This is a genomic window from Streptomyces guryensis (assembly GCF_021261325.1).
GTDB lineage: Bacteria > Actinomycetota > Actinomycetes > Streptomycetales > Streptomycetaceae > Streptomyces > Streptomyces guryensis.
The window spans coordinates 122329-145897 of the sequence record NZ_JAJSBI010000011.1 but is presented as its reverse complement, the minus strand read 5'-3'; the positions used below and the strand labels follow the sequence as shown (position 1 = coordinate 145897).

Genomic DNA, 23569 nt, shown 5'->3' with positions numbered 1-23569 from the left:
CGCGCGGCTGGAGACACGTTTCCCGGTCATCACAGGGCTTCTGGACCGCTTGGTGTCGGTCAACATCTTCGACTCCGCCACCCGCATCGCGGCGCAGTGCTTCCTGACCGCGGTCCCGTTGCTGTTCGTGCTGGGCGCGTACGGGCCCGAGGCGGTGCAGACCCAGGTCGTCAAATCGGTGAGCGCCGTCTTCGGCCTGACCGGGCAGTCGAAGTCCCAGGTGGAGCAGGTGTTCCAGCCCCCGGCCGACGATGCGCGCCAGGCGATCGGCGTGGTCGGCGGGCTGATGGTGCTGCTGTCGGCCACCGCGGTGAGCCGCGCGGTGCAGCGGTTGTGCAGACGGGCCTGGCTGCTGCCCCAGGGAAGAACGAAAGTCGCTCCGTGGAGGTGGCTGGCATGGATCGTCCTGTGGCTCGGGGCGCTGGTCGCACAGGGGCTGCTGCGTGACGGGTTCGGCCTGGGCGCGTGGCTGGGAATTCCGATCGTCCTCGTCGTGCAGGCGGCCATGTGGTGGTGGACCCAGCATCTTCTGCTGGGCGGAGTCGTCCGCTGGGCGCCCCTGCTGCCAGGCGCGGTGCTCACGGCGATCGCGGTCGGCTGTCTGTCCGTGACCGCACACTTCTACATGCCGAGGGCGCTCAACCGGGCACTGTCGGACTACGGTTCCGCGGGTTCCGTCTTCGTCCTGCTGTCCTGGCTGATCGTCGTCTCCGTGGCCATCGCCGTAGCGCTCAGCGTGGGCGCCGTACTGTCCCAGGAGCCGTTCCTGCGGCGCCGCCTCGGCACCCCGACCTCGCCACCCTGAGGGGGACACCTGCCGGGAAGGCGACGCGCGGGCCGCCGGTGGCACGGGGAGGCCGCCCAGGGGCCTGCGGTGGCCGCGACTCGGCTGCCTCGTGGTGCCCGGCCCTTCCGTCGGCCACTCGGGCCCGGCGCTCTTCCCGGGGCCCCCCCCGGGGTGCTCCCTCGTCCGCAGGAGGAGCCTTTGAGCAGGCGCGCCGGTCCCGGGCGCGCCTGCCCCTCAGCAGTGCCGATTCACCGGCTCGACGCCACCCGGAAGGTGATCCCCGCCCGCCGCAGCCGCTCGGTGAGGGCGTCGCCCATCGCGACCGCCGTGGTGACCTGGCCGGCCGTCTCGGGCAGGTCGTCGAAGGCGAGGGACAGCGCCGACTCGGCGAACATCTTGGCCGTCTCGTCGTAGCCGGGGTCGCCGCCCGCGACCTCCGTGAGCACCTGCCGGCCGCCGCCCCGGCCCACGAAGCGGACCCGGAACCAGCTCTTCGCGCGCTTCTCGGCGCTCGGCCCGTCGCCGGGCTTGAGCCGGCCGGACAACCAGCGCCGGGCGGGCGGCAGTTGGGCGGCGGCGAAGAGGCCGCCGACGGCCGCTATCCCGCCCACGGCGACCGGCAGGTGCCGCACCGCCGCGTAGTGCCGGTAGCGGAAGTCGGGGCCGTACCGCTCCAGGGCCTTCGCGGAGCGGCCCACGATCTGCGCGTCGATGGTCGGCAGGGGCAGTGCCCACGCACCGACCTCCTTCGCGAACCGCGGTGCACCGGTGGGGGCTCCGGCCCGCCGTCCCACCAGGCGCGGCTCGTGCCGCCTGCGGTCCCGCTCGGCGGCCAGCATCGGCCGTACCCGCGAGAACTGGTTCAGCGCCGACGCGAACGTCCCGCCGGAGAAGGTGGCGTCCGCCGTCACGAACCCGTCCACCGCCAGCGGCACCCCCTCGGGCAGCTGCCGCACGGTGAAGTACGCGCCCAGGTCATGCGGGATCGAGTCGAACCCGCAGGCGTGCACCAGCCGTGCACCGGTCTCACGCGCGCGTGCGTCGTGCCGGACGTACATGAGGTCCACGAACTCGGGCTCACCGGTCAGGTCGAGATAGTCCGTACCGCTGTCCGCGCAGGCGGCGACCAGCTCCTCGCCGTACGTCACATACGGGCCCACCGTCGTGGCCACCACGCGCGCGTGCTCGGCGAGTTCGCGCAGCGAGGCCGGATCGGCCACGTCCGCCCGCAGCACGCCGACCTTGCCGGTGCCGGGCAGCCGCTCGCGCAGCTGCTCCAGCTTCTGCTCGCTGCGGCCCGCGATCGCCCAGCGCAGGCCGTCGGGCGCATGCGCGGCGAGGTACTCCGCGGTGAGCGTCCCGACGAAGCCCGTGGCTCCGAAGAGCACGATGTCGTACGGACGGTCCGTCCTGTTCAGCCTGCTCATGGCACCCCTCGGTCCGCAGCACGCGCCGTTGTCGGTGGCCGAGGCTAGCGTGAAGGGTGCGGAGCCCGACGACGAGCCCGGAGGTAAGCGGTGACCGTGCCCAGGAACGCCCTGAAGAAGCGGGAGAAAGTGCGCGGGTTCCCCCTCCGGCCGCCGGGCGCGGCCAACCACCGGATGATCGCGCCGAAGCGGCCGGGAACCGAACTGGACGCACGCTGATCCGCTCGCCTCCTCCGGCACAACTTGGCTAAGCGCTTGCTCTCCCGGGTCTTGTGTCCGGTGGAACGTGTTCCTAACATCACTAGTGTTACAGCAGTTGTGTCACAACCCCTGGGGACTGCATGGCAGAGGCAAAGACGCCTGGACACGGCCCGCTGACCGGCGTGCGCGTGGTGGAACTGGCCGGTATCGGGCCCGGTCCGTTCGCCGCCATGCTCCTCGCCGACCTGGGCGCCGACGTCGTCCGCGTGGACCGCCCCGGCGGCGTGGGCCTCGCGATCGACACGGAGTACGACATCACCAACCGCAACAAGCGCTCGGTGATCGTCGACCTGAAGTCGGCGGACGGCCCCGCGCGGGTCCTCGACCTCGCCGCACGCGCCGACATCCTGATCGAGGGCTACCGCCCGGGGGTCGCCGAGCGCCTCGGGGTGGGCCCCGAGGCCTGCCACGCCCGCAACCCGAATCTCGTCTACGGCCGGATGACCGGCTGGGGCCAGCAGGGCCCCCTCGCGCACCGCGCCGGCCACGACATCGCGTACATCGCGCTCACCGGCACCCTCGGCATGATCGGTGACCCGGACGGTCCCCCGGCCGTCCCCGCCAACCTCCTCGGCGACTACGCGGGCGGCTCCCTCTACCTGGTCGTCGGCGTCCTCGCCGCCCTCCACCACGCGCGCGCGGGCGGCGCCGGCCAGGTCGTCGACGCCGCCATCGTCGACGGCACCTCCCACCTCGCCGCGATGATCCACGGCATGCTCGCCGCCGGCGGCTGGCAGGACCGGCGCGGCGCCAATCTCCTGGACGGCGGCTGCCCGTACTACGGCACCTACGAGACGGCCGACGGCAAGTACATGGCCGTCGGCGCTCTGGAGCCGCAGTTCTACGACGAGTTCGTACGCGTCCTCGGCATCCCGGAGCACGCCGACGCCCGCAAGGACTGGACCCGCTGGGGCGAGCTGCGCGAGGCGGTCGCGGCCCGCTTCACATCCCGCACCCGGGACGAGTGGACGGCCGTCTTCGAGGGCTCCGACGCGTGCGTGGCGCCCGTCCTGTCGCTGCGCGAGGCCCCGCACCACCCGCACCTGACCGCCCGCGGCACCTTCACCGGCCACGGCGGCATCACCCAGCCCGCCCCCGCCCCCCGTTTCTCCGCCACCCCCACGGCCGTACGCACCGGCCCCGCGCAGCCCGGCGCCGACACCACCGACGTGGCACGCGACTGGGACGTCCCCGACCTCCTGAAAGGCCTCGAATGAAACGGCGGATCTTCGCCCCCGAGCACGACGCGTTCCGCGCGACCGTGCGTGCCTTCCTGGCCAGGGAGGTGCTGCCGTACTACGAGCAGTGGGAGAAGGACGGCATCGTCTCCCGCGACGCCTGGCGGGCCGCCGGCAAGCAGGGCCTGCTCGGACTCGCCGTGCCCGAGGAGTACGGGGGCGGCGGCACCTCCGACTTCCGCTACGCCACCGTACTCGCCGAGGAGTTCACTCGTGCGGGTGCTCCCGGGCTCGCCCTCGGGCTGCACAACGACGTCATCGGCCCGTATCTCACCGGCCTCGCCACCGACGAGCAGAAGCGGCGCTGGCTGCCCGGCTTCTGCGACGGGTCGATCATCACCGCCATCGCCATGACCGAGCCGGGCGCGGGCTCCGATCTCCAGGGCATCCGTACGCACGCGGAGGACCGGGGCGACCACTGGGTGCTCAACGGCGCCAAGACGTTCATCTCCAACGGGATCCTGGCCGACCTGGTGATCGTCGTCGCGAAGACGACACCGGAGGGCGGCGCGCGCGGGCTGTCGCTGCTGGTCGTCGAGCGGGGGACGGAGGGCTTCGAGCGCGGCCGCAACCTCGACAAGATCGGCCAGAAGGCGCAGGACACGGCCGAGTTGTTCTTCACCGACGTGCGCGTGCCCAAGGAGAACCTGCTCGGCACGCTCAACGGCGCCTTCGGCCATCTGATGACCAACCTCGCGCAGGAGCGCCTCAGCATCGCCGTCGCCGCGATCGCGGCCGCCGAGTACCTGCTGGAGATCACCACGGAGTACGTCAAGGAGCGCGAGGCCTTCGGCCGGCCGCTCGCCACCAAGCAGCACATCCGCTTCGAGATGGCCGAGATGGCCACCGAGTGTGCCGTCACGCGCGCGTTCCTCGACCGTTGCGTCGAGGACCACTCGGACGGCGGGCTCGACGCCGTGCACGCCTCCATGGCCAAGTGGTGGGCGACCGAGCTGCAGAAGCGGGTCGCCGACCGCTGCCTCCAACTGCACGGCGGCTACGGCTACATGACCGAGTACCCGGTCGCCAGGGCCTTCACCGACGGCCGTATCCAGACCATCTACGGCGGAACGACCGAGATCATGAAGGAGATCATCGGCCGTTCCCTGCTGGGCTGAAGCCCTCCCGCTCGGCCACACCCCCCGGCTGACCCTCACCCCCGAAAGGCTTCCTCGTGAGCACCGAAGCGTACGTGTACGACGCGATCCGTACCCCGCGCGGCCGCGGCAAGGCGAACGGCTCCTTGCACGGCACCAAGCCCATCGACCTGGTCGTCGGACTCATCCACGAGATCCGCGACCGCTTCCCGGGCCTCGACCCGGCCGCGATCGACGACATCGTGCTCGGCGTCGTCGGCCCGGTCGGCGACCAGGGCTCCGACATCGCCCGTATCGCCGCAGTCGCCGCCGGCCTGCCGGACACGGTCGCCGGCGTACAGGAGAACCGCTTCTGTGCGTCCGGCCTGGAAGCCGTCAACATGGCTGCCGCCAAGGTCCGTTCCGGCTGGGAGGACCTGGTCCTCGCGGGCGGTGTCGAGTCCATGTCCCGGGTGCCGATGGCCTCCGACGGCGGCGCCTGGTTCAACGACCCGATGACCAACCTCGCCGTCAACTTCGTGCCCCAGGGCATCGGCGCCGACCTGATCGCCACGATCGAGGGCTTCTCGCGTCGTGACGTCGACGAGTACGCGGCGATGTCCCAGGAGCGGGCGGCGACCGCCTGGAAGGAGGGCCGCTTCGACCGCTCCGTCGTCCCGGTCAAGGACCGCAGCGGCCTGACGGTCCTCGACCACGACGAGCACCTGCGCCCGGGCACCACCGCCGACTCCCTCGCCAGGCTGAAGCCGTCCTTCGCGGACATCGGCGACCTGGGCGGCTTCGACGCGGTGGCACTGCAGAAGTACCACTGGGTCGAGAAGATCGACCACGTCCACCACGCGGGCAACTCCTCCGGCATCGTCGACGGCGCCTCGCTGGTCGCGATCGGTTCGAAGGAAGTGGGGGAGCGGTACGGGCTGCGGCCCCGCGCGCGGATCGTCGCCGCCGCCGTCTCCGGCTCCGAGCCGACCATCATGCTCACCGGCCCCGCCCCCGCCACCCGCAAGGCCCTCGCCAGGGCCGGCCTCACCATCGACGACATCGACCTCGTCGAGATCAACGAGGCCTTCGCGGCGGTCGTCCTGCGCTACGCGCGGGACATGGGCCTGTCCCTGGACAAGGTCAACGTCAACGGCGGCGCGATCGCCCTCGGCCACCCGCTCGGCGCGACCGGCGCGATGATCCTCGGCAGCCTCGTCGACGAACTGGAGCGCCAGGACAAGCGCTACGGCCTCGCGACCCTCTGCGTCGGCGGCGGCATGGGCATCGCCACGATCGTCGAGCGCATCTGAACACCCGGCGGAACCAAGAGACTTCAGAGACTTCTACGGAGACCCCCGTCATGACGCAGAGCACCACCATCCGCTGGGAACAGGACCGTACCGGCGTCGTCACCCTCGTCCTCGACGACCCGAACCAGTCCGCGAACACCATGAACCAGGCGTTCCGCGACTCCCTCGCCGTGATCACCGACCGCCTGGAGGCCGAGAAGGACTCCATCCGCGGCATCATCCTCACCTCCGCCAAGAAGACCTTCTTCGCCGGCGGCGACCTGCGCGACCTCATCCGGGTCACCCCCGAGACCGCGCAGGACCTCTTCGACGGCGGCATGGCGATCAAACGCAACCTGCGCCGCATCGAGACCCTGGGCAAGCCGGTCGTCGCCGCGATCAACGGCGCGGCCCTGGGCGGCGGTTACGAGATCGCCCTCGCCTGTCACCACCGGGTCGCCCTCGACGCCTCCGGCACGAAGATCGGCTGCCCGGAGGTCACCCTCGGCCTGCTCCCCGGCGGGGGTGGCGTGGTGCGCACCGTACGCCTGCTGGGCATCGCCGACGCGCTGCTGAAGGTGCTGCTCCAGGGCACCCAGTACAATGCGCAGCGCGCCCTGCAGAACGGCCTGGTCGACGAAGTGGCCGCCACCCAGGACGAGTTGCTCGCCAAGGCCCACGCCTTCATCGACGCCAACCCCGAGTCGCAGCAGCCCTGGGACAGGCCCGGCTACCGCATCCCGGGCGGCACCCCCGCCAACCCCAGGTTCGCGGCCAACCTGCCCGCCTTCCCGGCCAGTCTGCGCAAGCAGACGAACGGCGCGCCCTACCCGGCGCCGCGCAACATCCTCGCCGCGGCCGTCGAGGGCTCGCAGGTCGACTTCGAGACGGCGCAGGTCATCGAGGCGCGGTACTTCGTGGAGCTGGCGGCCGGCCAGACGTCCAAGAACATGATCCAGGCCTTCTTCTTCGACCTCCAGGCCGTCAACTCCGGCGCCAACCGCCCCAAGGGCATCGACTCCCGCCCGGTCCGCAAGGTGGCCGTCCTCGGCGCCGGGATGATGGGCGCGGGCATCGCCTACTCGTGCGCCCGCGCCGGCATCGACGTCGTCCTGAAGGACGTGTCGCCGGAAGCGGCGGCCAAGGGCAGGGCCTACTCCGAGAAGCTGTGCGCGAAGGCCGTCTCCCGGGGCCGTACGACGCAGGAGAAGGCGGACGCACTGCTCGCCCGCATCACGCCGACCGCCGACCCGCAGGACGTGGCGGGCTGCGACGCGGTCATCGAGGCCGTGTTCGAGAACCCGGAGCTCAAGCACAAGGTCTTCCAGGAGATCCAGCACATCGTCGAGCCGGACGCGCTGCTGTGCTCCAACACGTCCACCCTGCCGATCACCGTCCTTGCCGAAGGCGTCGAGCGCCAGGCCGACTTCATCGGACTGCACTTCTTCTCGCCCGTCGACAAGATGCCGCTCGTCGAGATCATCAAGGGCGAGCGGACGGGCGAGGAGGCGCTGGCCCGGGCCTTCGACCTGGTCCGGCAGATCAAGAAGACCCCGATCGTCGTCAACGACTCCCGCGGCTTCTTCACCTCCCGAGTCATCGGCCACTTCATCAACGAGGGCGTCGCGATGGTCGGCGAGGGCATCGAGCCCGCGTCCGTCGAGCAGGCGGCGGCCCAGGCCGGCTACCCGGCCAAGGTCCTCTCCCTGATGGACGAACTGACGCTCACCCTCCCGCGCAAGATCCGCAACGAGTCGAAGCGGGCCGTCGAGGAGGCGGGCGGCACCTGGCCGGCACACCCCGCCGAGGCCGTCATCGACCGCATGGTCGACGAGTTCGGGCGCACGGGCCGCAGCGGGGGAGCGGGCTTCTACGACTACGACGAGGCGGGCAAGCGGGTCGGCCTGTGGCCCGGGCTGCGCGAGCACTTCACCAAGCCGGGGCATGAGATCCCGTCCGAGACCGTGCCGTTCAAGGACATGCAGGAACGCATGCTCTTCTCCGAGGCGCTCGACACGGTCAAGCTCCTGGAGGAGGGGGTTCTGACGTCGGTGGCCGACGCCAACATCGGCTCCATCTTCGGGATCGGGTTCCCCGGGTGGACGGGCGGTGTGCTCCAGTACATCAACGGCTACGAGGGCGGCCTGCCGGGCTTCGTGGCACGCGCGCGTGAACTGGCGGACCGCTACGGGGAGCGGTTCGCGCCGCCTGCGCTGCTGGTGGAGAAGGCGGAGAAGGGGGAGCGGTTCACGGACGCGTGACCTCCCGTGCCCTGGGGGCTGCCGCCCCCAGACCCCCGCTTTCGGCTGAACGGCCTCGTCCTCGAACGCCGGACGGGCTGACGAGATCAAAATCAGCCCCTCCGGCGTTCGAGGAGCGGGGGTCCGGGGCCGGCTCCCGGTACGGGAGGGGTAGGCGCGGCCGGGGCGAGATCCGCCGGTGGGCTCGTACCGCTGAGCGACACGGCCCCCTTGCCTCCCGCGGCCGCGCCCCGCACGCTGACCCACGAAAGGCTCACAAGGTCGCCGCCCCCGGAGGAGCCCCCCATGGGATACCGTCCCGCCCTCGCCGTCCTGGACATCCTGCGCGGCGAGGGCGTGGACCGCGTCTTCGGCAACCCCGGAACCACCGAACTCCCCTTCCTGGCCGCCCTGGCGGAAGCCCACGACGCCCCCGAGTACGTCTTGGGAGTCCACGAGGGCTCGGTCGTCTCCATGGCCGACGGCTACGCCCGCGGCACCGGCCGTCCGGCCTTCGTCAGCCTGCACATCGCCGCCGGCCTCGCCAACGGCCTGATCGGCCTGCTCAACGCCCGCCGCTCCCGCACCCCCCTCGTGGTGACGGCAGGCCAGCAGGACCGCCGCCACCTCCAGCAGGACCCCATGCTCTCCGGCGACCTCATCGGCCTGGCGGCACCCGCGGTGAAAGCCACGTTCGACATCCAGCACGCCCACGACCTGCCACTCGCCCTGCGCCGCGCCTTCGCCCTGGCCGTACGCCCGCCCGCCGGGCCGGTTTTCCTGTCCGTCCCCATGGATGTGCTCGGCGAGGACACCGAGGTCGAAGTCCCGGCCCGTACCCCCACACCTCAGCCGGGACCGGCCCACGGGCTCGAACGCGCGGCCCACCTGCTCGGCGCCGCCGCCCGCCCCGGGATCGTCGCCGGGGACGGAGTGGGCCGCGAGGACGCCGTCGCCGCGCTCGTGAGCACGGCGGAGGCATGCGGGGCGGTCGTCCACCACCAGCCTATGGCCGACTGCCTCAACTTCCCCACCACGCACCCCCTCCACGCCGGGATGCTGCCGCCCCGCCACGACGCCATCCGCGCCGCCCTGGCCTCGTACGACACCGTGCTGATCGCCGGAGCGCACGCCTTCACACCCCACCACTACACCCCGGGGCCCGCACTGCCGCCCGGCCTCACGGTCGTCCAGCTCGACTCGGACCCGCACGAGATCGGCCGCAACTTCCCGGCCACTGCCGGACTCGTGGGCGCCCTCGCCCCCTCCCTGCACCGCCTCGCCGAGCTGCTGCCCGACCGTGTGCCCGCTCACACCGCCAAGGCCCGCGCCCTGCGCGCCGGCGAGCGGCACACCGCCGAACGCGACCGCGCCGAGTCCGCCGCCCGCGCCGCCTACTCCGCGGCCCCCCTCGCTCCCTGGGCCGCCGCCCACTCCGTGGCCAGTGGACTGCCGTCCGACGCCGTCGTCGTCGAAGAGGCCATCACCATGGGCCTGTTGCTGCGCCGTTTCGTCCGCCTCGACCGCCCCGGCAGCTACTCGCACACCGTCGGCGGCGGCCTCGGCTGGGGCATCGGCGCCGCCGTCGGCCGCGCCCTCGCCGAACCCGGCCGCCCGGTCGTGGCCGTCCTGGGCGACGGCTGCACCCTCTTCGGCCTCCAGGGACTGTGGAGCGCCGCCCGCCAGAACGTCCCCGTCCTGTTCGTGGTGATGAGCAACGGCGTCTACCGGACCCTCCAGGACACCTACGAGGCGATGGGCAACCAGGGTGTCTGCCCCGGCACGGAGCTGGGGTCACTGGACTTCACACAGGCGGCGCGCTTCTTCGGGGTCGACGCGGTGCGCGCGGACAGCGCGGACCATCTGCGGGAACTGGTCGCCGGGGCGGGCGAGCTGACGAGGCCTCTGCTGGTCGACGTACCGCTGCGGCAGTGACCACCCCCGGCAGCGGCCGGGCACGACGAGTGCCCCTTCAGTTGACGAGGCCCCTGCTGGTGGACGTACCGCTGCGGCAGTGACCACTCCCGGCAGCGTCCGGGCACCACGAGTGCCCCTTCACCGGCGACCCGGGCCGGTGGGAAAGAGAACGCTCCCGCGCCCTGCGGACCGGTCGCGTCCGCGACCACAGCTGCTCGGCCGCCTGCGAGCCGGTGCTCGTCCACGAGCGCACCCCCTGGGGGCGGCTCGCCTGGACCGTCGCCGGCGACGGCAGCCCGCCCGAGATCCCCCCGGATCGCGGTGCTCAACCCCGGCGCGACGCGTACGCAGCGCCTTGCCCTGCGCCGGCTGACCAAGCGCCCCGCCCAGCGCATCCACCCTGGGCTCCGTCCCCGGGTTTCCGCGGTTCTCCGCCGCGGCCGTCGCGCTCGTCAGCCTGGTCGCCGGCCTGCTCGCCATGAGCCACGGAGTCCCCCTCGACGTCGCCCTGCCCGCGATGCTTCCCGCCCCACTGCTCGCCGAACACCTGCCCGAGCGGCTGGACAGCCGGGCCCGCGAACACGTCCATACCGTCGGGGGCGACGATGCCTGCCGCTACCTGCAGCGCCTCGCCGCCCCGCACACCTCGCTCGTCCAGGCCGCCGTCGGCAGCGACCGCTACGAACTGCGCCGCCCGGCCGAGATCGGCCACAACCTGCTGTGGGACGCCGCCAGTCCGCCCGAGGGCGGCCGGCCGCCCGAGCACGGCAAGGAGTTCAGCCTCGCGAGGCCGCAGACCTGGACGGAGCCATCGGTGGTGACGGTGAACGACACACCCGAGTCCAGGAGCACCGGTGCCTGTTTCAGGTGTGCCGGCAGTGCTTTGCGACTTGGACGAAGCCGCGTACCAGCGGGCTGCATACCGTCCTTGGCCACGCCACGACGAGATCACTGGGCGGGCGATCATCCAGCGGGACGACGACCAGACCGGCGGGCAGCGGCTGATCGATGGGAGCGAGAGCCGATGTGCCGTTCCACAGGACCGCTTGCAGGCACTCCTGGATCGTTCGCATGACCGGCGACGCGCCGTTGTCGTTGTCTCCACTGCCGGTCCAGTACGCCGCCCACGCCGGATCGGCGCCCTCCGGCAGCCGGACCCACCGGCGGCCGGCGAGGTCGGTCGACGAGACCGAGGCGTGACCGGCGAACGGGTCATCATCACGCATGACTACGCCGACGGGTACCGAGCGCAGGACGTGCATGCTGATGCCGGTGTCGTCGAAGGGAGTTCGGGTGATTGCCACGTCGACCAGCCCGGCGCGGAGTCCGGCTGTCGGGTCGCCGAGGCCGGATTCGTGGATGCTGACATGGACGTGCGGATAGCGGGCCCGGAAGAGCGAGACCAGTCGGTCGCCGACCTGTTCGGCCGCGTCGGCCAGGGTCCCGATGGCGAGGGGTGCCGTGCCCGCCGCAGCGGCCACTCGCCTGCGGATCCGGTCGGCTCGCCCCAGCAACGCCCCCGTTTCGTCGTACAGAACCTTTCCAGCGGGTGTGAGGGTGACGCCCTTGGGGGTGCGTTCGAACAGGAGGACGCCGAGTTCGTCCTCGAGCTGCCGGATCGCGCGGCTGAGCGGAGGCTGCGTCATGTGCAGGCGGTTCGCCGCCCGGCCGATGTGGCGCTCCTCGGCGACGGTGATGAAGTACCGGAGCGAGCGAAGGTCCACCTCAAGCACGATACCCGGGCGGTATCGGACGTTCCCAAAGGGTTTTGGACAGCGCACACCGCGACGGCCGACGCTGGAAGCAGCAGAACCGACGAGGAGGAGTATTCATGGCCACCGCCCCTGCCCTCACGGTCGGGTGCTTCCCGTACGACACGACACGGGCACTGTTCGACGGAACCGTGAGCACCGACGGTATCGACGTCACGATGAAAACCGCGCCGACTCTGCCGGAGCTCTTCGACCGGCTGATCCGCGGAGACGAGTTCGACGTCGCCGAGCTCGGTCTCACGTTCTACCTGCGGCTGCTGAAGACCGGACTGCCGTTCGTGGCGTTGCCGGTCTTCCCGAACCGTGTGTTCCGTCACTCCTGTATCTACGTCAACGCCCACGGCGGGATCACAGAACCGAGCGATCTCGCGGGCAGGACCATCGGCGAGTTCGGCGTCTACGGTCAGGACTCCGGTGTGTGGGCCAAAGGGATCCTGATGGACGAGTACGGATTCAAACCCGAGGAGAGCCGTTGGGTGATCGGCGGCCTTGAACACCCCGCGCCCCCCTTCGACTTCATCCCCCATCCGCACCCGTCCGAAGTCGACGTGCGCGTCGCACCCGAGGGGAAGACGCTGAGCGCGATGCTCGACGCCGGCGAGATCGATGCGCTGTTCTCGGCGAATGTCCCGCAGTGCGTGCTCGACGGATCCCCGAACGTCACCCGGCTGTTCCCCGACTTCGAGCCGCTGGAGCGCTACTACTACCGGCGTACCGGCATCTTCCCGATCATGCACACCATCGTCATCCGGCGGGAACTGCTGCGGGACCATCCCGGACTCGCGCACGGCGTCTACCGTGCTTTTTCCCGGGCGAAGGACGCCGCTGCCGAACGCTACCGCCAAAACCGCAGGCTCTACCAGGTCCAGACCATGATTCCGTGGATGAACGCCCTGGTGGATCGCAACGCTGAAGAGTTCCCTGAGGACTGGTGGCCCTACGGCATCGCGGCCAACCACGCCGCCCTCGACACCTGCCTGCGCTATCACCACCAGCAGGGCCTGACCAGCCGGCAGTGGCGGATCGAAGACGTCTTCGCCGCGCAATCGCTCGACACGTAACGCCCTCCTTCACGAGCAGCGATCGTCACAAAGTGGGGGCCGATTCGAGGCGCCTCGGTGGTCCCAAATGACGCCGCCATAGCCAACGAGGCGCGAACCGTCTGCGCAGAGTTGCGGCGGCGCTGGGGTGGCCCGCCCCTTGCAGCCCCGCGACCCGACGACCTCGCCCGCCCGCACCGTGAAGGTCACGTCCGTCAGCCGGCCCGGCACGCTCACCCCGGACAGCAGCACCGGCGTGGCAGGTCGACGACGGCCCGGCTGCGGCGCTGCGGCTGTTCCGGGCGGTCGCCCAGCATCGCCGTGACCAGCTCCGGTACGTGGACCTGGGTGCGGCGCACACCGGCCAGGGCGACCTGACCGTCACGCAGGACCGTCACGCGGTGCGCGAAGCGCATCACCTCTGTCGGGAAATGGGTGACGTACAGGACGGCTATGCCCCGCCCGGTGAGGGTGCGCAGCACCCGTTCGGCGCGGTCGACGGCGGCGGCCGGGAGGGCCGACGTCGGCTCGTCGAGGATCAGCAGCCGGGGCCCCCGCAGCAGTGCCCGCGCGATCTCCGTCAACTGCAGGTCCGCCAGGTGGAGTTCACCGAGCTCAGTGCCGAGGGCGACGTCCAGCCCCGGTTCGGCCGGGACCGGCCGGGCTGCCCGGTCCATCGCGCCCCGGTCGAGCAAGCCGAAGCGCCGCGGGGCCCCTGCGGGAACAGGTTCTCCCGCACCGTCAGGTCGGGGAACAGGCTCAGCTCCTGGGAGACGACGGCGACGCGGGTGTCCGGGGCCGACCGCATCGTCCCCGCGTCCGCCGTCAGCACCCCCGACAGGATCCGTACCAGCGTCGACTTGCCCGCGCCGTTCTCCCCGACCAGCGCGTGCACCTCACGCGTCCGCCGCCGTGGTCTCCACCCTCCTCTGCGTGGCGGACGAGGCCGGCGGCGTCCTGACCGGGCAGACGCTCGACGTGTCAGGAGGGTCGGCCGTCCTCTGAGACGGCCTCCCCTGAGATGCCTTCCTCTGAGATGCCTTCCTCTGAGACGTCGAGTGAGGCGTCCAGCCACTGGTGCACCTCCTCCTTGAGCGACCGCTGGAAGGTCGTCAGCAGCGCCTGCACCACGATGGGCTGCATGTGCGCGGACAGCGACTTCACGTCCTCCTCCGCCCGCTCCGACACCTCTCCCCTGAACAACTGCGACAGCTCGTGCGCGGCGGCCCGTGAGTGCTCGATCAGCACCTTGCGCGCCGCGAGGATCGCCGCCTCGGACAGCGGTACGTCGAGGAGCTGCACGGCGAGCCGGAGCAGGCCGGAGTCGACGCGGTACGACTCCCCGTCGCGCCGGATCACGTTCATCGCGCACAGCCGCTCGACCTCGTCATCGGCCAGCGGCCGCCCGGCCCGGCGCCGCAGCTCCGCCGCGCTCACGGTCTCCACGGTGTCGGGTGCCCAGGACGCCACCACGGCCCGGTGCATCGCCAGATCGTGGTGGCTCAGATCCGGCGGCAGCTGCGCCATGTAGCGCTCGATCGCCGCCAGCGTCATGCCCTGGTGCTGCAGTTCCTCGATGAGCGCCAGCCGGGCCACGTGCTGCTGCCCGTAGTGGCCCACCCGGCGCGGACCGATCACCGGCGGCGGCAGCAGCCCCTTGGTGCCGTAGAACCGGACCGTGCGGACGGTGACGCCGGCCCGCGCGGCCAGTTCGTCGATGGTGAGCGTCGGCCCCGCGGTGTCGCTGCCGGTGTGCCCGTCGGTGTCGGTCGTCATGCGCAGCAGTATCGCTGTCACACCAGTACTGCGAAACCCGGTACGAGCCGCTCGTGGGGCTTGTGAGAAGTGCCGCTCTGTGATCTACGCCATCGCATGCGCACCGCCTGCTGGGGGAAGGTGCCGCGTTGGTCCGCGCCTTCCACCGAGAGCGCCGACCGAGAACGTCCGGACACCCGAGCGCGATCCGCTCGGGCGCACCAGAGAGTGGAACCACCTGTGAGCAAGGACGCCGTGGACACGGCACAGGCCGCCACCCGGACCGACGCGGCCCAGGCGCCCGCGGACGCGGGCGACGCCGGCTACAGCAAGGACCTCAAGGCCCGCCACGTCAACATGATCGCCATCGGCGGCGCGATCGGCACCGGCCTCTTCCTGGGCGCCGGCGGCCGCCTGCACAACGCGGGCCCGGCCCTCGCACTCGCCTACCTGGTCTGCGGCATCTTCGCCTTCTTCGTCGTCCGCGCCCTGGGCGAGCTGGTCCTGTACCGCCCCTCCTCCGGTTCCTTCGTGTCGTACGCGCGCGAGTTCCTCGGCGAGAAGGGTGCGTACGTCGCCGGCTGGATGTACTTCCTGAACTGGTCGACGACCGGAATCGCCGACATCACCGCGATCGCGCTCTACACGCACTACTGGAGCATGTTCACGAGCGTCCCGCAGTGGACGCTCGCGCTGATCGCGCTGGCCGTCGTGCTCGCCGTGAACCTGATCTCGGTGAAGATCTTCGGCGAGATGGAGTTCTGGTTCGCGATCATCAAGGTGGCCACGCTCGTCGGCTTCATGCTGATCGGCATCTTCCTGCTGGCCACCCGGCACGAGGTCGGCGGCCACACGCCGGGCCTGTCGGTGATCAACGACCACGGCGGGGTCTTCCCGCACGGCCTGATGCCGGTCGTCCTCGTCATGCAGGGCGTGATCTTCGCGTACGCCGCCCTGGAACTGGTCGGCGTCGCCGCGGGCGAGACCGCCGAGCCGGAGAAGGTCGTCCCGCGCGCGGTCAACTCGATCATGTGGCGGGTGGGCCTCTTCTACGTCGGCTCGGTCGTCCTGCTGGCCCTGCTGCTCCCGGGTTCGGTGTACTCGGCGGACCAGAGCCCCTTCGTCACCGTCCTGTCGAAGATCGGCATCCCGGCGGCGGGCGACGTGATGAACCTGGTGGTGCTGACGGCCGCGATGTCCTCGCTGAACTCGGGCCTGTACTCGACGGGCCGCATCCTGCGCTCGATGGCGACGGCGGGCTCGGCGCCCAGGTTCACGGCCCGTATGAACCGCAGCCAGGTCCCCTACGGCGGCATCCTGCTCACCTGCGCGGTGTGCGTGCTCGGCGTCGGCCTCAACTACCTCATGCCGAGCCAGGCCTTCGAGATCGTGCTGAACGTCGCCTCCCTGGGCATCGTCTCGACCTGGGTGATCATCATGATCTGCCACCTGGTCTTCGTCCGCCGCGCCAAGGCCGGCCTGCTCATCCGGCCGTCCTTCCGCCTCCCCGGCAGCCCGGTCACGGAGATCACCACGATCGCCTTCCTCGTCGCCGTCCTGGCCCTGATGTGGAACGACCCCGAGGTCGGCCGCAAGACCCTGCTCCTCATCCCTGTGATCGCCGCGCTGCTGGTCGGCGGCTGGTTCGCGGTACGTCGCAGGGTCGGTCGGGTGGAGGAGCGGGAGCTGAACGGGCTGACGAAGTAACCCGAGCAGGACTCCGGGGTGGATGCCGCCCCGCTTCTGGCGTCGCGCGGCCGGGCACGCGCCCCAAGGGGGCGCGGAGAGCTGCGCGACCAGCCATGTACGAACTGCGGACGCCCTGTCCGGATGGCCCACGGCGAGAGAGCCCCGCCCCACCAGCGAAGCGCCATGCCCCGGATAGGCTGCGGACTGGCCGGCGGCAAATGGTCCCGCATCGAACCGCTGATAACCGAGCGGCTCGTGAAACGGGGCGTCAAGGCCACCGTCTACGACAATGGGGAGGGCCAGAGTTGAGCCGTGACACCGACGTCCTCGTGCTGGGCGGCGCAGGCGTGGACACCATCGTGTACGTGCCGGAGCTTCCGCTGCCGTACGCCGACAGCTACATGATCGAGCGTGGTATCCGCACCCGCGCCGGACAGACCGGCGACTTCGTGGCCCTGGGGCTCGCTGCCCTCGGGCTGCGTGTCCATCACCTCGACATGCTCGGCGAGGACCCCGAGGGCGACCTGGTCCGCGCCCTGCACCGGGACCACGGCATCGCGCTCACCGCCGTCCCCCACCCCGCCGGCACCAAGCGCGCGGTCAACCTGGTCGGCCCCGACGGCAGACGCCTGTCGCTGTACGACGTGAGCCGCACACAGGGCGAGGACCACTTCCCGCAGGACACCGTACGCGCGCTCGCCGGGGCGAGCCGCCACGCGCACGTCGCCATCACCCAGCCCTGCGCCGACACCCTGCCACTCCTGCGCGAGTCGGGCGCCACCATCTCCACCGACCTGCACGACTGGGACGGCAGGAACACCTACCAGGAACCGTTCGCGTACGCGGCGGACGTCGTCTTCCTGTCCGCGACCGCTCTCACCGACCCCGAACGCACGATGCGCCGGATCGCGGACCGCGGCCGGGCCGAGGTCGTCGTCGCCACCGCCGGTGCGAAGGGCGCGTACCTCCTGGCCGACGAAGAGCTGACCCGCATCGCGCCCGTCGCGCCGCCCGCCCCGGTGGTGGACTCCAACGGCGCAGGCGACGCCTTCGCCGCCGCCTTCCTGCACGGCTGGCTGAACCGCGAAACTCCACAGCGCTGCGCCTTGTACGGCGCCATCGCCGGCGCCTATGCCTGCACGATCCCTTCTACGCAGACGGAGGCGATCAGCCGGGACGCGCTGCTCGCCCTGGCGGCGGGGACGGAGCCGCGGCCGTAGGGCAGCGGCCCCGCCGCCCCCGCCCTACTGCTCGCCGTGCCCGTGCACGTCGTTCGTCGCCTCGATCTTCTTCCACGACCTCGGCTGCGCGGGAGCCGCCGCCGTCTTCGCGATCGACGCCGAACGCGCCGCCGGTGCGGCCGGCTTCGTCGGCTGGAACAGCCACGTGTCGAACAACGAGGACAGCGACTTCCCCGACACCTGCTCGGCGTAGGCCTGGAAGTCGGCGACGGAAGCGTTCCCGTACGCGTGCGTCTGCGGCCACCCCTTCAGAATGGCGAAGAACGCGTCATCGCCGACTGCGTTCCGCAGTGCCTGAACCGCCAGCGCCCCCCGGTCGTAGACAGCGATGTCGAACTGGTTGTCCGCCCCGGGGTCACCCGGCTTGACGGTCCAGAACGCGTCATCGGCCGGGTGCGAGGCGTACACGTAGTCGGCGAGCTGCTGCGTCGTGCCCTCGCCCTCGTGCTCGGACCACAGCCACTGCGCGTACCGCGCGAAGCCCTCGTTGATCCAGATGTCCTTCCAGCCCTTCAGCGACACGCTGTCGCCGTACCACTGGTGCGCCAGCTCATGCACGACCACCGAGGTGTTGGAGCCGTTCGCGAACTGCTTCGGGCTGTAGTACACGCGGGTCTGGGTCTCCAGCGCGTACCCGGTGGTCGTGTTCGGCACGTACCCGCCGGCCGAGCTGAAGGGATACGGCCCGAAGTAGCCGCTCAGCCAGTCGACGAGCTCCCCGGTGCGCTCCACGCTCGCCCGCGCGGCCCCGTCGTTGTCGCCGAGGTCCTTGCTGTAGGCGTTGACGACCGGCACGCCGCCCTCGGAGGTGCTGGTCGTGATGTCGAACCTGCCGACCGCGAGCGTGGCCAGATATGTCGCCTGCGGCTTGTTCTCGCGCCAGTTGTAACGGGTCCAGCCGAGCTTCGAACTCGTCGACTGGAGCGTGCCGTTGGAGATGGCCTGAGTGCCGTCCGGCACGGCCACCGACACGTCGTAGGTCGCCTTGTCCAGCGGGTGGTCGTTGCTCGGGAACCACCACCAGGCCGCCTCGGGCTCGTCCGCCGCGACCGCCCCGTCCGGTGTGCGGTGCCAGGTGTTGAAGCCGTACGCGCTCTTCGTGGAAGGCACCCCGCTGTAGCGGACCACCACGGTGATCGGCGTGTCCTTGGCCAGTGGCGCCTTCGGCGTCACCACCAGCTCGTGCTGACCCGAGGTCGCGAAGGACGCCTTCGCGCCGTTGACCCGCACCTCGCTGACGTCCAGCAGGAAGTCCAGGTCGAAGCTCGACAGATCCTGCGTGGTCCTGGCCAGAATCGTCGCCGTACCGGCCAACTCGTCGGTGGCGGGCTGGTACTGGAGCCGCAGGTCGTAGTGGGAGACGTCGTATCCGCCGTTGCCGTAGTCCGGGTAGTAGGGGTCGCCGATGCCCGGTGCGCCGGGGGAGTAGCTCGCGGCCGACGCCGGGATCGCCAGCATCAGGGACGCGGCAGCGAGTGCGCCCGGCGTGATGATTCTGCGGTGCACGAAAGCTCCAAGTCGTAGGAGTACGAGGTCTGTTCGGAGCCTATTCAGTCCCTGTGTCCCCGGGCATGTCCATGGCCCCACGTGTCACACGATCGCCATTCGGCCGACATGCGCTGCTGCCCCCGCTTCCTCAGGGGCCTCGCCGGCGTCCGATTGCACTCTTCTGCACAGGAGTTGACCGATGTACCGTCCGCGCATGCCCATACGCATGCGCTTCACGACCTGGAGACCGCTCGCAGCGGCGACCGTCGCCGCCCTCGCGGCAGCGTTCCTCACCCCGGCGGCGGCTCACAGTGCCCCGCAGGAGAGCCGCCCCGTCTACTCCTACGGCAACGCCATCCGCGAGGCCGTATGGGTGGACACCGGACTCGACGGCGACGGAGACGGCAAGGCCGACCGGGTCGCCGTCGACATCGTCCGTCCCCGCGAACCCGCACAGCAGGGCCGCAGGATCCCGGTCATCATGGACGCCAGCCCCTACTACTCCTGCTGCGGCCGCGGCAACGAGAGCCAGAAGAAGACGTACGACGCGAACGGCCACGTCGTCCAGATGCCGCTCTTCTACGACAACTACTTCGTGCCCCGCGGCTACGCCTTCGTCGGCGTCGACCTCGCCGGCACCAACCGCTCCGACGGCTGCGTCGACGTGGGCGGCCGCTCCGACGTCCAGTCCGCGAAGGCCGTCGTCGACTGGCTGAACGGCAGGGCCAAGGCGTACACGACCCGCACCGGCGCCACGACCGCCAGCGCGACGTGGACCAACGGGAAGACCGGCATGATCGGCAAGAGCTGGGACGGCACGATCGCCAACGGCGTCGCCGCGACCGGTGTCAAGGGCCTCAGGACCATCGTCCCGATCAGCGCCATCTCCTCCTGGTACGACTACTACTTCGCCAAGGGCGCCCCGTTCTCCGACTCGGGCCCCGACTCGCTCTCGGACTACGTCGACAACCCCGGCGCCCGGGGCAAGTGCGCCGCCGTGCAGCAGAAGCTCGTCGACGGGGCCCCGCGCACCGGCGACTGGACGCCGTTCTGGACCGAGCGCGACTACGTCAGGAACGCGAGCAAGGTGAAGGCCAGCGTCTTCCTCACCCACGGCATGCAGGACCTCAACGTCCGCACCAAGAACTTCGGTCAGTGGTGGGACGCTCTCGCCAAGAACGGCGTCGAGCGCAAGATCTGGCTCTCCCAGACCGGCCACGTCGACCCCTTCGACTTCCGCCGCGGCGCCTGGGCCGACACCCTGCACCGCTGGTTCGACCACGAACTCCTCGGCTACGACAACGGCATCGACCGCGAGCCCATGGCCGACATCGAACGCCACCCCGACCAGTGGGTGACCTCGCAGACCTGGCCCCCGCGCGGCACCCGGACCACGACCCTGCGCCCGGACCAGGGCACTCGCGCGGGCGTCGGCACCCTCGGCCTCACCAAGGGCGACGGCACCGAGACCTTCACCGACAACCCGCAGCTGAGCGAGACCGACTGGGCCGCGAAGACCGACACGTCGACCCCCGACAAGGCCGGCTTCGTCACCAAGCCCCTCACCCACGAGCTGCGCCTGTCCGGCTCCTCCAAGGTGACCGTCACCGCGACCCCGACGACCAGGACGGCTCACCTGTCCGCCGTCCTCGTGGACCTCGGCCCCGACACCATCCGTGACTACGCCGACTCCGCCGAGGGCATCACCACCCTCACCGACCGCACCTGCTGGGGCGCGAGCACGGCGGGCGACAGCGCCTGCTTCAGGACCACCGAGGCCAAGAAGGCGAAGGTCGACTACACGGTGTTCAGCCGCGGCTGGGCCGACCTCGGCAACTACGCCTCCGACCTCAAGGGCGTCCCGCTCACCCCGGGCAAGGCGTACACCGTCACCCTGGACCTCGCGGCCACCGACCACGTCGTCCCGGCCGGCCACCGCCTCGCCCTGATCGTCGCGGGCACGGACAAGGACCTCATCGACCCACCGGCCGACAAGCCCACCCTCACCCTGGACCTGACCCACACCTCGGCCGACCTCCCGCTGGTCTCAGGCGCACCGGCATTCACCCGGGCCACCTCCGGCAAGCCACCTGCCGCACCCGCGGCAACGCCCCTGAAGGGCGTACGCGATCCGAGCGCCGCACATCGTGTACCCGGAGACGGCTGAGCGGCCAGGTAGCGCCCCTCAAAGGGCGCGGGGAACCGCGCGACCAGCCACGACGCAGCCGCAGTCGACACACAGCGCACCCCGCGGAGCGCTAGGCGGCCGGGCAAGCCAACCCGGCCGCCTCCCCCGCACACCCCCACGCCACGGTCACACCGGCCCCACCATGCCCGTAGTTGTGGACCAACACCCGCCCGTCGGGCAGCACCTCACCCTCCAACCGCACCGCATCCCGCGTGGGCCGCAGCCCGACCCGATGCTCCAGAACCCGCGCCCCCGCGATCTCGGGCCGCAAAGCGGCACACCGCCGTACGATCGCCGAGGCCACCGCCGGATCCGGCTCCAGCGACCAGGCATCCTCCTCGGCCGTACCGCCCAGCAACAGCCGTCCGGGCTGCGGAAAGAAACACGCCATTTCTCCGTCCACCCCGGTGGAGGTGAGCCAGGTGCGGATGCCCGGGTTCTCCACGACGACCAGCTGTCCGCGCACGGGCCGCACGGACGCATCCGGCACGAGCGAACGCGCCCCCAGCCCGGTGCAGTTGACGACCACCGGCGCGTCCACGTCCGCGAAGTCGGCGACCGTACGCTCCTCCACCACCCCGCCCGCCTTCACCAAGCGCTCCCGCAGCCAAGGAAGATGAGTCGACATGTCGATGAGCGGAAGCCGCGCCCACAGCCCTCTCCCGGCGTACTCCTCGGTCGTCGACGCCCGCAGCCCGGGCACCCGGGCCGCCGCCCAGGCCTCGGCCCGGTCGAGATCCGCCTCGCCCAGTACCCCTTCGACCATGCGTACGCCGGTCGACTCGGGCCGCGCCGCCAACTCCTCGTACACGTCGAGCGATTGCAGGGCCCATGCGCGCGCCCGCGCGACGGGCTCGATCCGGTACGGCCACCACAGCGCGCCCGCAACCGCCGAGGTGGTCGCCTCCACGGGATCCCGCGTCCACACCCGCACCCGAATGCCGCGTTCGGCGAGGACGAGGGCCGTGGTCAGCCCGAGGACCCCGGCGCCGACCACGATGACATCGTTGTTCCGTGCGCTCTCCACGCGGGGACGTTAGCGGAATATGTCATGCCGTGCTCAGACAGCTCCCACTCTGGGGATACTCACAGCATGTCTGCCGAGTACGCGACCTTCGGCCTGGCACCGGCGATGCGTGCCGGTGGAGTCCTCGCCAACGGTGACTACCAAGTGCACCGGGACTTCGTGGACTTCATCGTCGACGGACGCCCGCTGCTGTTCCAGCTCTCCGACCTCGACGCCGTCTCCCCGCTCGCCTCCGACATCCCACCCGCGATCTTCACCGAACAGGTCCGCGGCCTTCTGCTGGAGGCGGAGCCACCGCTTCCGGGCGGCCGCTACGTCATCTACGGCTGCCCCGAGTGCGCCGATCTGGCCTGCGGCGCGGTCACCGCGATCATCGAGCGGGAGGGCCAAGAAGGGGAGGACTACGTCTGGCGGGACTTCGCCTGGCAGACCGACGAACACGCCGACCTCGAACTCAACGGTTACCACGGCATCGGGCCCTTCCGCTTCCACGGCGCGGAGTACCGGGACGCGCTCGCCGGCCTCCTCGCCGGGGAGCCCCCGGGCACCCGCCGCCGCGTCCTCCTCATCGGCGCCCGAGTCGCCCTGCTCGCCAAGCTCGCCGCCGCCCTGCGCACCATCGGCATCGGCGCCGACATCGCCCACGACGTGGGCGGCGTCCCCGGCGACGAACTGCGCGCCTACGGCGCCGTCGCCTTCGGCCGCGCGATCACCCGGGAGGAACGCGCCGCCGTACGCCACTCCTTCGAACAGGCGGGCGTCGACGTGGTGTACGTCGAGGGCCTCGCCCCGATCGTCCCGCTCCTCGTCGCCCAGATCGAACATGCCCTGGACCGCAGTCCCGCGGAGCAGCGCCGCCTGACCCACCTGGTGGCGGCAGACGGCGAGGCGGGTGTCGAGGTCACCTCGCCCTGCCGGGTCCGCCTCACCGCGTACCGTCTCGACCGCCTCTACCGGACCCACACCCACGAGGTCTTCGACGGCGTCCTCGAACCGGGCCGCCACCGCATCGCCCTGGACGCCAGGGCGGTGAAGGGGGAGTCGTTCGTGGTGGCACGGACGGCGGGGAGCGTGCTGGTCGAGGCGATGGCGCGCTGAGGGCGGGGCGCGCGGCGGCTAAAATCGGCGCCC

At 71.1% G+C, this 23569-nt stretch carries 19 protein-coding genes and 1 pseudogene; 13 read left to right on the top strand and 7 right to left on the bottom strand.

The window, feature by feature from the left end; genetic code table 11:
* Positions 1-52: 52 nt before the first annotated feature.
* Positions 53-805 carry a YhjD/YihY/BrkB family envelope integrity protein gene (locus tag LJ657_RS22865; RefSeq protein WP_232650595.1) on the top strand — a complete coding sequence of 251 codons (753 nt, stop codon included), beginning with the start codon at positions 53-55 and terminating at the stop codon, positions 803-805.
* A 230-nt stretch (positions 806-1035) separates the two neighbouring features.
* On the opposite strand, the gene LJ657_RS22860 is transcribed toward LJ657_RS22865, so the two are convergent.
* The gene (locus tag LJ657_RS22860) at positions 1036-2214 is read right to left on the bottom strand and encodes a saccharopine dehydrogenase family protein (protein WP_232650594.1); all 1179 of its coding nucleotides are present in this window, start codon (positions 2212-2214) and stop codon (positions 1036-1038) included.
* A 90-nt stretch (positions 2215-2304) separates the two neighbouring features.
* Here LJ657_RS22860 and LJ657_RS48195 point away from each other — a divergent pair, with 90 nt between their 5' ends.
* The 6 genes from LJ657_RS48195 (at position 2305) to LJ657_RS22835 (ending at position 10256) form a co-directional block, all read left to right on the top strand.
* Positions 2305-2433 (top strand): hypothetical protein, encoded by a 129-nt coding sequence (locus tag LJ657_RS48195; RefSeq protein WP_269786801.1) that lies wholly within the window; start codon positions 2305-2307, stop codon positions 2431-2433.
* A 122-nt stretch (positions 2434-2555) separates the two neighbouring features.
* The gene (locus LJ657_RS22855) at positions 2556-3692 is read left to right on the top strand and encodes a CaiB/BaiF CoA transferase family protein (protein WP_232650593.1); all 1137 of its coding nucleotides are present in this window, start codon (positions 2556-2558) and stop codon (positions 3690-3692) included.
* A complete protein-coding gene (locus LJ657_RS22850) occupies positions 3689-4831 on the top strand; it encodes an acyl-CoA dehydrogenase family protein (protein WP_232650592.1) in 1143 nt (380 codons plus the stop codon). The genes LJ657_RS22855 and LJ657_RS22850 overlap by 4 nt, the downstream gene beginning before the upstream one ends.
* 56 nt (positions 4832-4887) lie before the next feature.
* On the top strand, positions 4888-6102 hold the full coding sequence (locus tag LJ657_RS22845; RefSeq protein ID WP_232650591.1) for an acetyl-CoA C-acetyltransferase: 1215 nt from the start codon (positions 4888-4890) through the stop codon (positions 6100-6102).
* 50 nt (positions 6103-6152) lie between these two features.
* Entirely contained in the window at positions 6153-8342 is a 2190-nt protein-coding gene (locus LJ657_RS22840) for a 3-hydroxyacyl-CoA dehydrogenase NAD-binding domain-containing protein (protein ID WP_232650590.1), read from the top strand.
* A 285-nt stretch (positions 8343-8627) separates the two neighbouring features.
* Entirely contained in the window at positions 8628-10256 is a 1629-nt protein-coding gene (locus LJ657_RS22835) for a thiamine pyrophosphate-binding protein (protein WP_232650589.1), read from the top strand.
* Positions 10257-11101: 845 nt separating this feature from the next.
* On the opposite strand, the gene LJ657_RS22830 is transcribed toward LJ657_RS22835, so the two are convergent.
* Complete coding sequence (locus LJ657_RS22830) at positions 11102-11962, bottom strand: LysR family transcriptional regulator (protein ID WP_232650588.1); 861 nt, start codon at positions 11960-11962, stop codon at positions 11102-11104.
* A gap of 107 nt (positions 11963-12069) precedes the next feature.
* Between LJ657_RS22830 and LJ657_RS22825 the strand changes: the two genes are divergently transcribed.
* Positions 12070-13071, top strand: a complete 1002-nt coding sequence (locus LJ657_RS22825; protein ID WP_232650587.1) for a substrate-binding domain-containing protein — start codon at positions 12070-12072, stop codon at positions 13069-13071.
* A 212-nt stretch (positions 13072-13283) separates the two neighbouring features.
* Here LJ657_RS22825 and LJ657_RS22820 read toward each other — a convergent pair whose 3' ends face one another.
* The 3 genes from LJ657_RS22820 to LJ657_RS22810 form a co-directional block, all read right to left on the bottom strand.
* Positions 13284-13727, bottom strand: coding sequence for a sugar ABC transporter ATP-binding protein (locus LJ657_RS22820; protein WP_232650586.1), 444 nt, complete (start codon positions 13725-13727; stop codon positions 13284-13286).
* Positions 13631-13945, bottom strand: coding sequence for an ATP-binding cassette domain-containing protein (locus LJ657_RS22815; protein WP_232650585.1), 315 nt, complete (start codon positions 13943-13945; stop codon positions 13631-13633). The genes LJ657_RS22820 and LJ657_RS22815 overlap by 97 nt, the downstream gene beginning before the upstream one ends.
* A gap of 86 nt (positions 13946-14031) precedes the next feature.
* Positions 14032-14826, bottom strand: coding sequence for a MerR family transcriptional regulator (locus LJ657_RS22810; protein ID WP_232650584.1), 795 nt, complete (start codon positions 14824-14826; stop codon positions 14032-14034).
* A gap of 219 nt (positions 14827-15045) precedes the next feature.
* Here LJ657_RS22810 and LJ657_RS22805 point away from each other — a divergent pair, with 219 nt between their 5' ends.
* The 3 genes and pseudogenes from LJ657_RS22805 to LJ657_RS22795 all read left to right on the top strand — a co-directional run bounded on the left by LJ657_RS22805 (position 15046) and on the right by LJ657_RS22795 (position 17714).
* Positions 15046-16512, top strand: coding sequence for an amino acid permease (locus LJ657_RS22805; protein ID WP_232650583.1), 1467 nt, complete (start codon positions 15046-15048; stop codon positions 16510-16512).
* Positions 16513-16677: 165 nt separating this feature from the next.
* Positions 16678-16803, top strand: a pseudogene (locus LJ657_RS22800) (Appr-1-p processing protein); the annotation flags it as partial.
* Entirely contained in the window at positions 16800-17714 is a 915-nt protein-coding gene (locus tag LJ657_RS22795) for a PfkB family carbohydrate kinase (RefSeq protein WP_232650582.1), read from the top strand. The pseudogene LJ657_RS22800 and the gene LJ657_RS22795, both read left to right, overlap by 4 nt.
* Positions 17715-17738: 24 nt before the next feature.
* Here LJ657_RS22795 and LJ657_RS22790 read toward each other — a convergent pair whose 3' ends face one another.
* Complete coding sequence (locus tag LJ657_RS22790) at positions 17739-19241, bottom strand: M1 family metallopeptidase (protein ID WP_232650581.1); 1503 nt, start codon at positions 19239-19241, stop codon at positions 17739-17741.
* A gap of 196 nt (positions 19242-19437) precedes the next feature.
* Between LJ657_RS22790 and LJ657_RS22785 the strand changes: the two genes are divergently transcribed.
* Positions 19438-21390, top strand: coding sequence for a Xaa-Pro dipeptidyl-peptidase (locus tag LJ657_RS22785; protein ID WP_232650580.1), 1953 nt, complete (start codon positions 19438-19440; stop codon positions 21388-21390).
* 91 nt (positions 21391-21481) lie between these two features.
* On the opposite strand, the gene LJ657_RS22780 is transcribed toward LJ657_RS22785, so the two are convergent.
* Complete coding sequence (locus LJ657_RS22780; protein WP_232650579.1) at positions 21482-22438, bottom strand: FAD-dependent oxidoreductase; 957 nt, start codon at positions 22436-22438, stop codon at positions 21482-21484.
* 66 nt (positions 22439-22504) lie between these two features.
* Between LJ657_RS22780 and LJ657_RS22775 the strand changes: the two genes are divergently transcribed.
* Entirely contained in the window at positions 22505-23536 is a 1032-nt protein-coding gene (locus LJ657_RS22775) for an oxidoreductase (protein WP_232650578.1), read from the top strand.
* Positions 23537-23569: the final 33 nt, after the last annotated feature.

Coding starts and splice junctions, on each gene's coding strand:
- LJ657_RS22860 (WP_232650594.1), bottom strand. CDS start 2,214: ATGAGCAGGCTGAACAGGACGGACCGTCCGTACGACATCGTGCTCTTC.
- LJ657_RS22855 (WP_232650593.1), top strand. CDS start 2,556: ATGGCAGAGGCAAAGACGCCTGGACACGGCCCGCTGACCGGCGTGCGC.
- LJ657_RS22850 (WP_232650592.1), top strand. CDS start 3,689: ATGAAACGGCGGATCTTCGCCCCCGAGCACGACGCGTTCCGCGCGACC.
- LJ657_RS22840 (WP_232650590.1), top strand. CDS start 6,153: ATGACGCAGAGCACCACCATCCGCTGGGAACAGGACCGTACCGGCGTC.
- LJ657_RS22835 (WP_232650589.1), top strand. CDS start 8,628: ATGGGATACCGTCCCGCCCTCGCCGTCCTGGACATCCTGCGCGGCGAG.
- LJ657_RS22825 (WP_232650587.1), top strand. CDS start 12,070: ATGGCCACCGCCCCTGCCCTCACGGTCGGGTGCTTCCCGTACGACACG.
- LJ657_RS22820 (WP_232650586.1), bottom strand. CDS start 13,727: ATGGACCGGGCAGCCCGGCCGGTCCCGGCCGAACCGGGGCTGGACGTC.
- LJ657_RS22810 (WP_232650584.1), bottom strand. CDS start 14,826: ATGACGACCGACACCGACGGGCACACCGGCAGCGACACCGCGGGGCCG.
- LJ657_RS22785 (WP_232650580.1), top strand. CDS start 19,438: ATGCCCATACGCATGCGCTTCACGACCTGGAGACCGCTCGCAGCGGCG.
- LJ657_RS22775 (WP_232650578.1), top strand. CDS start 22,505: ATGTCTGCCGAGTACGCGACCTTCGGCCTGGCACCGGCGATGCGTGCC.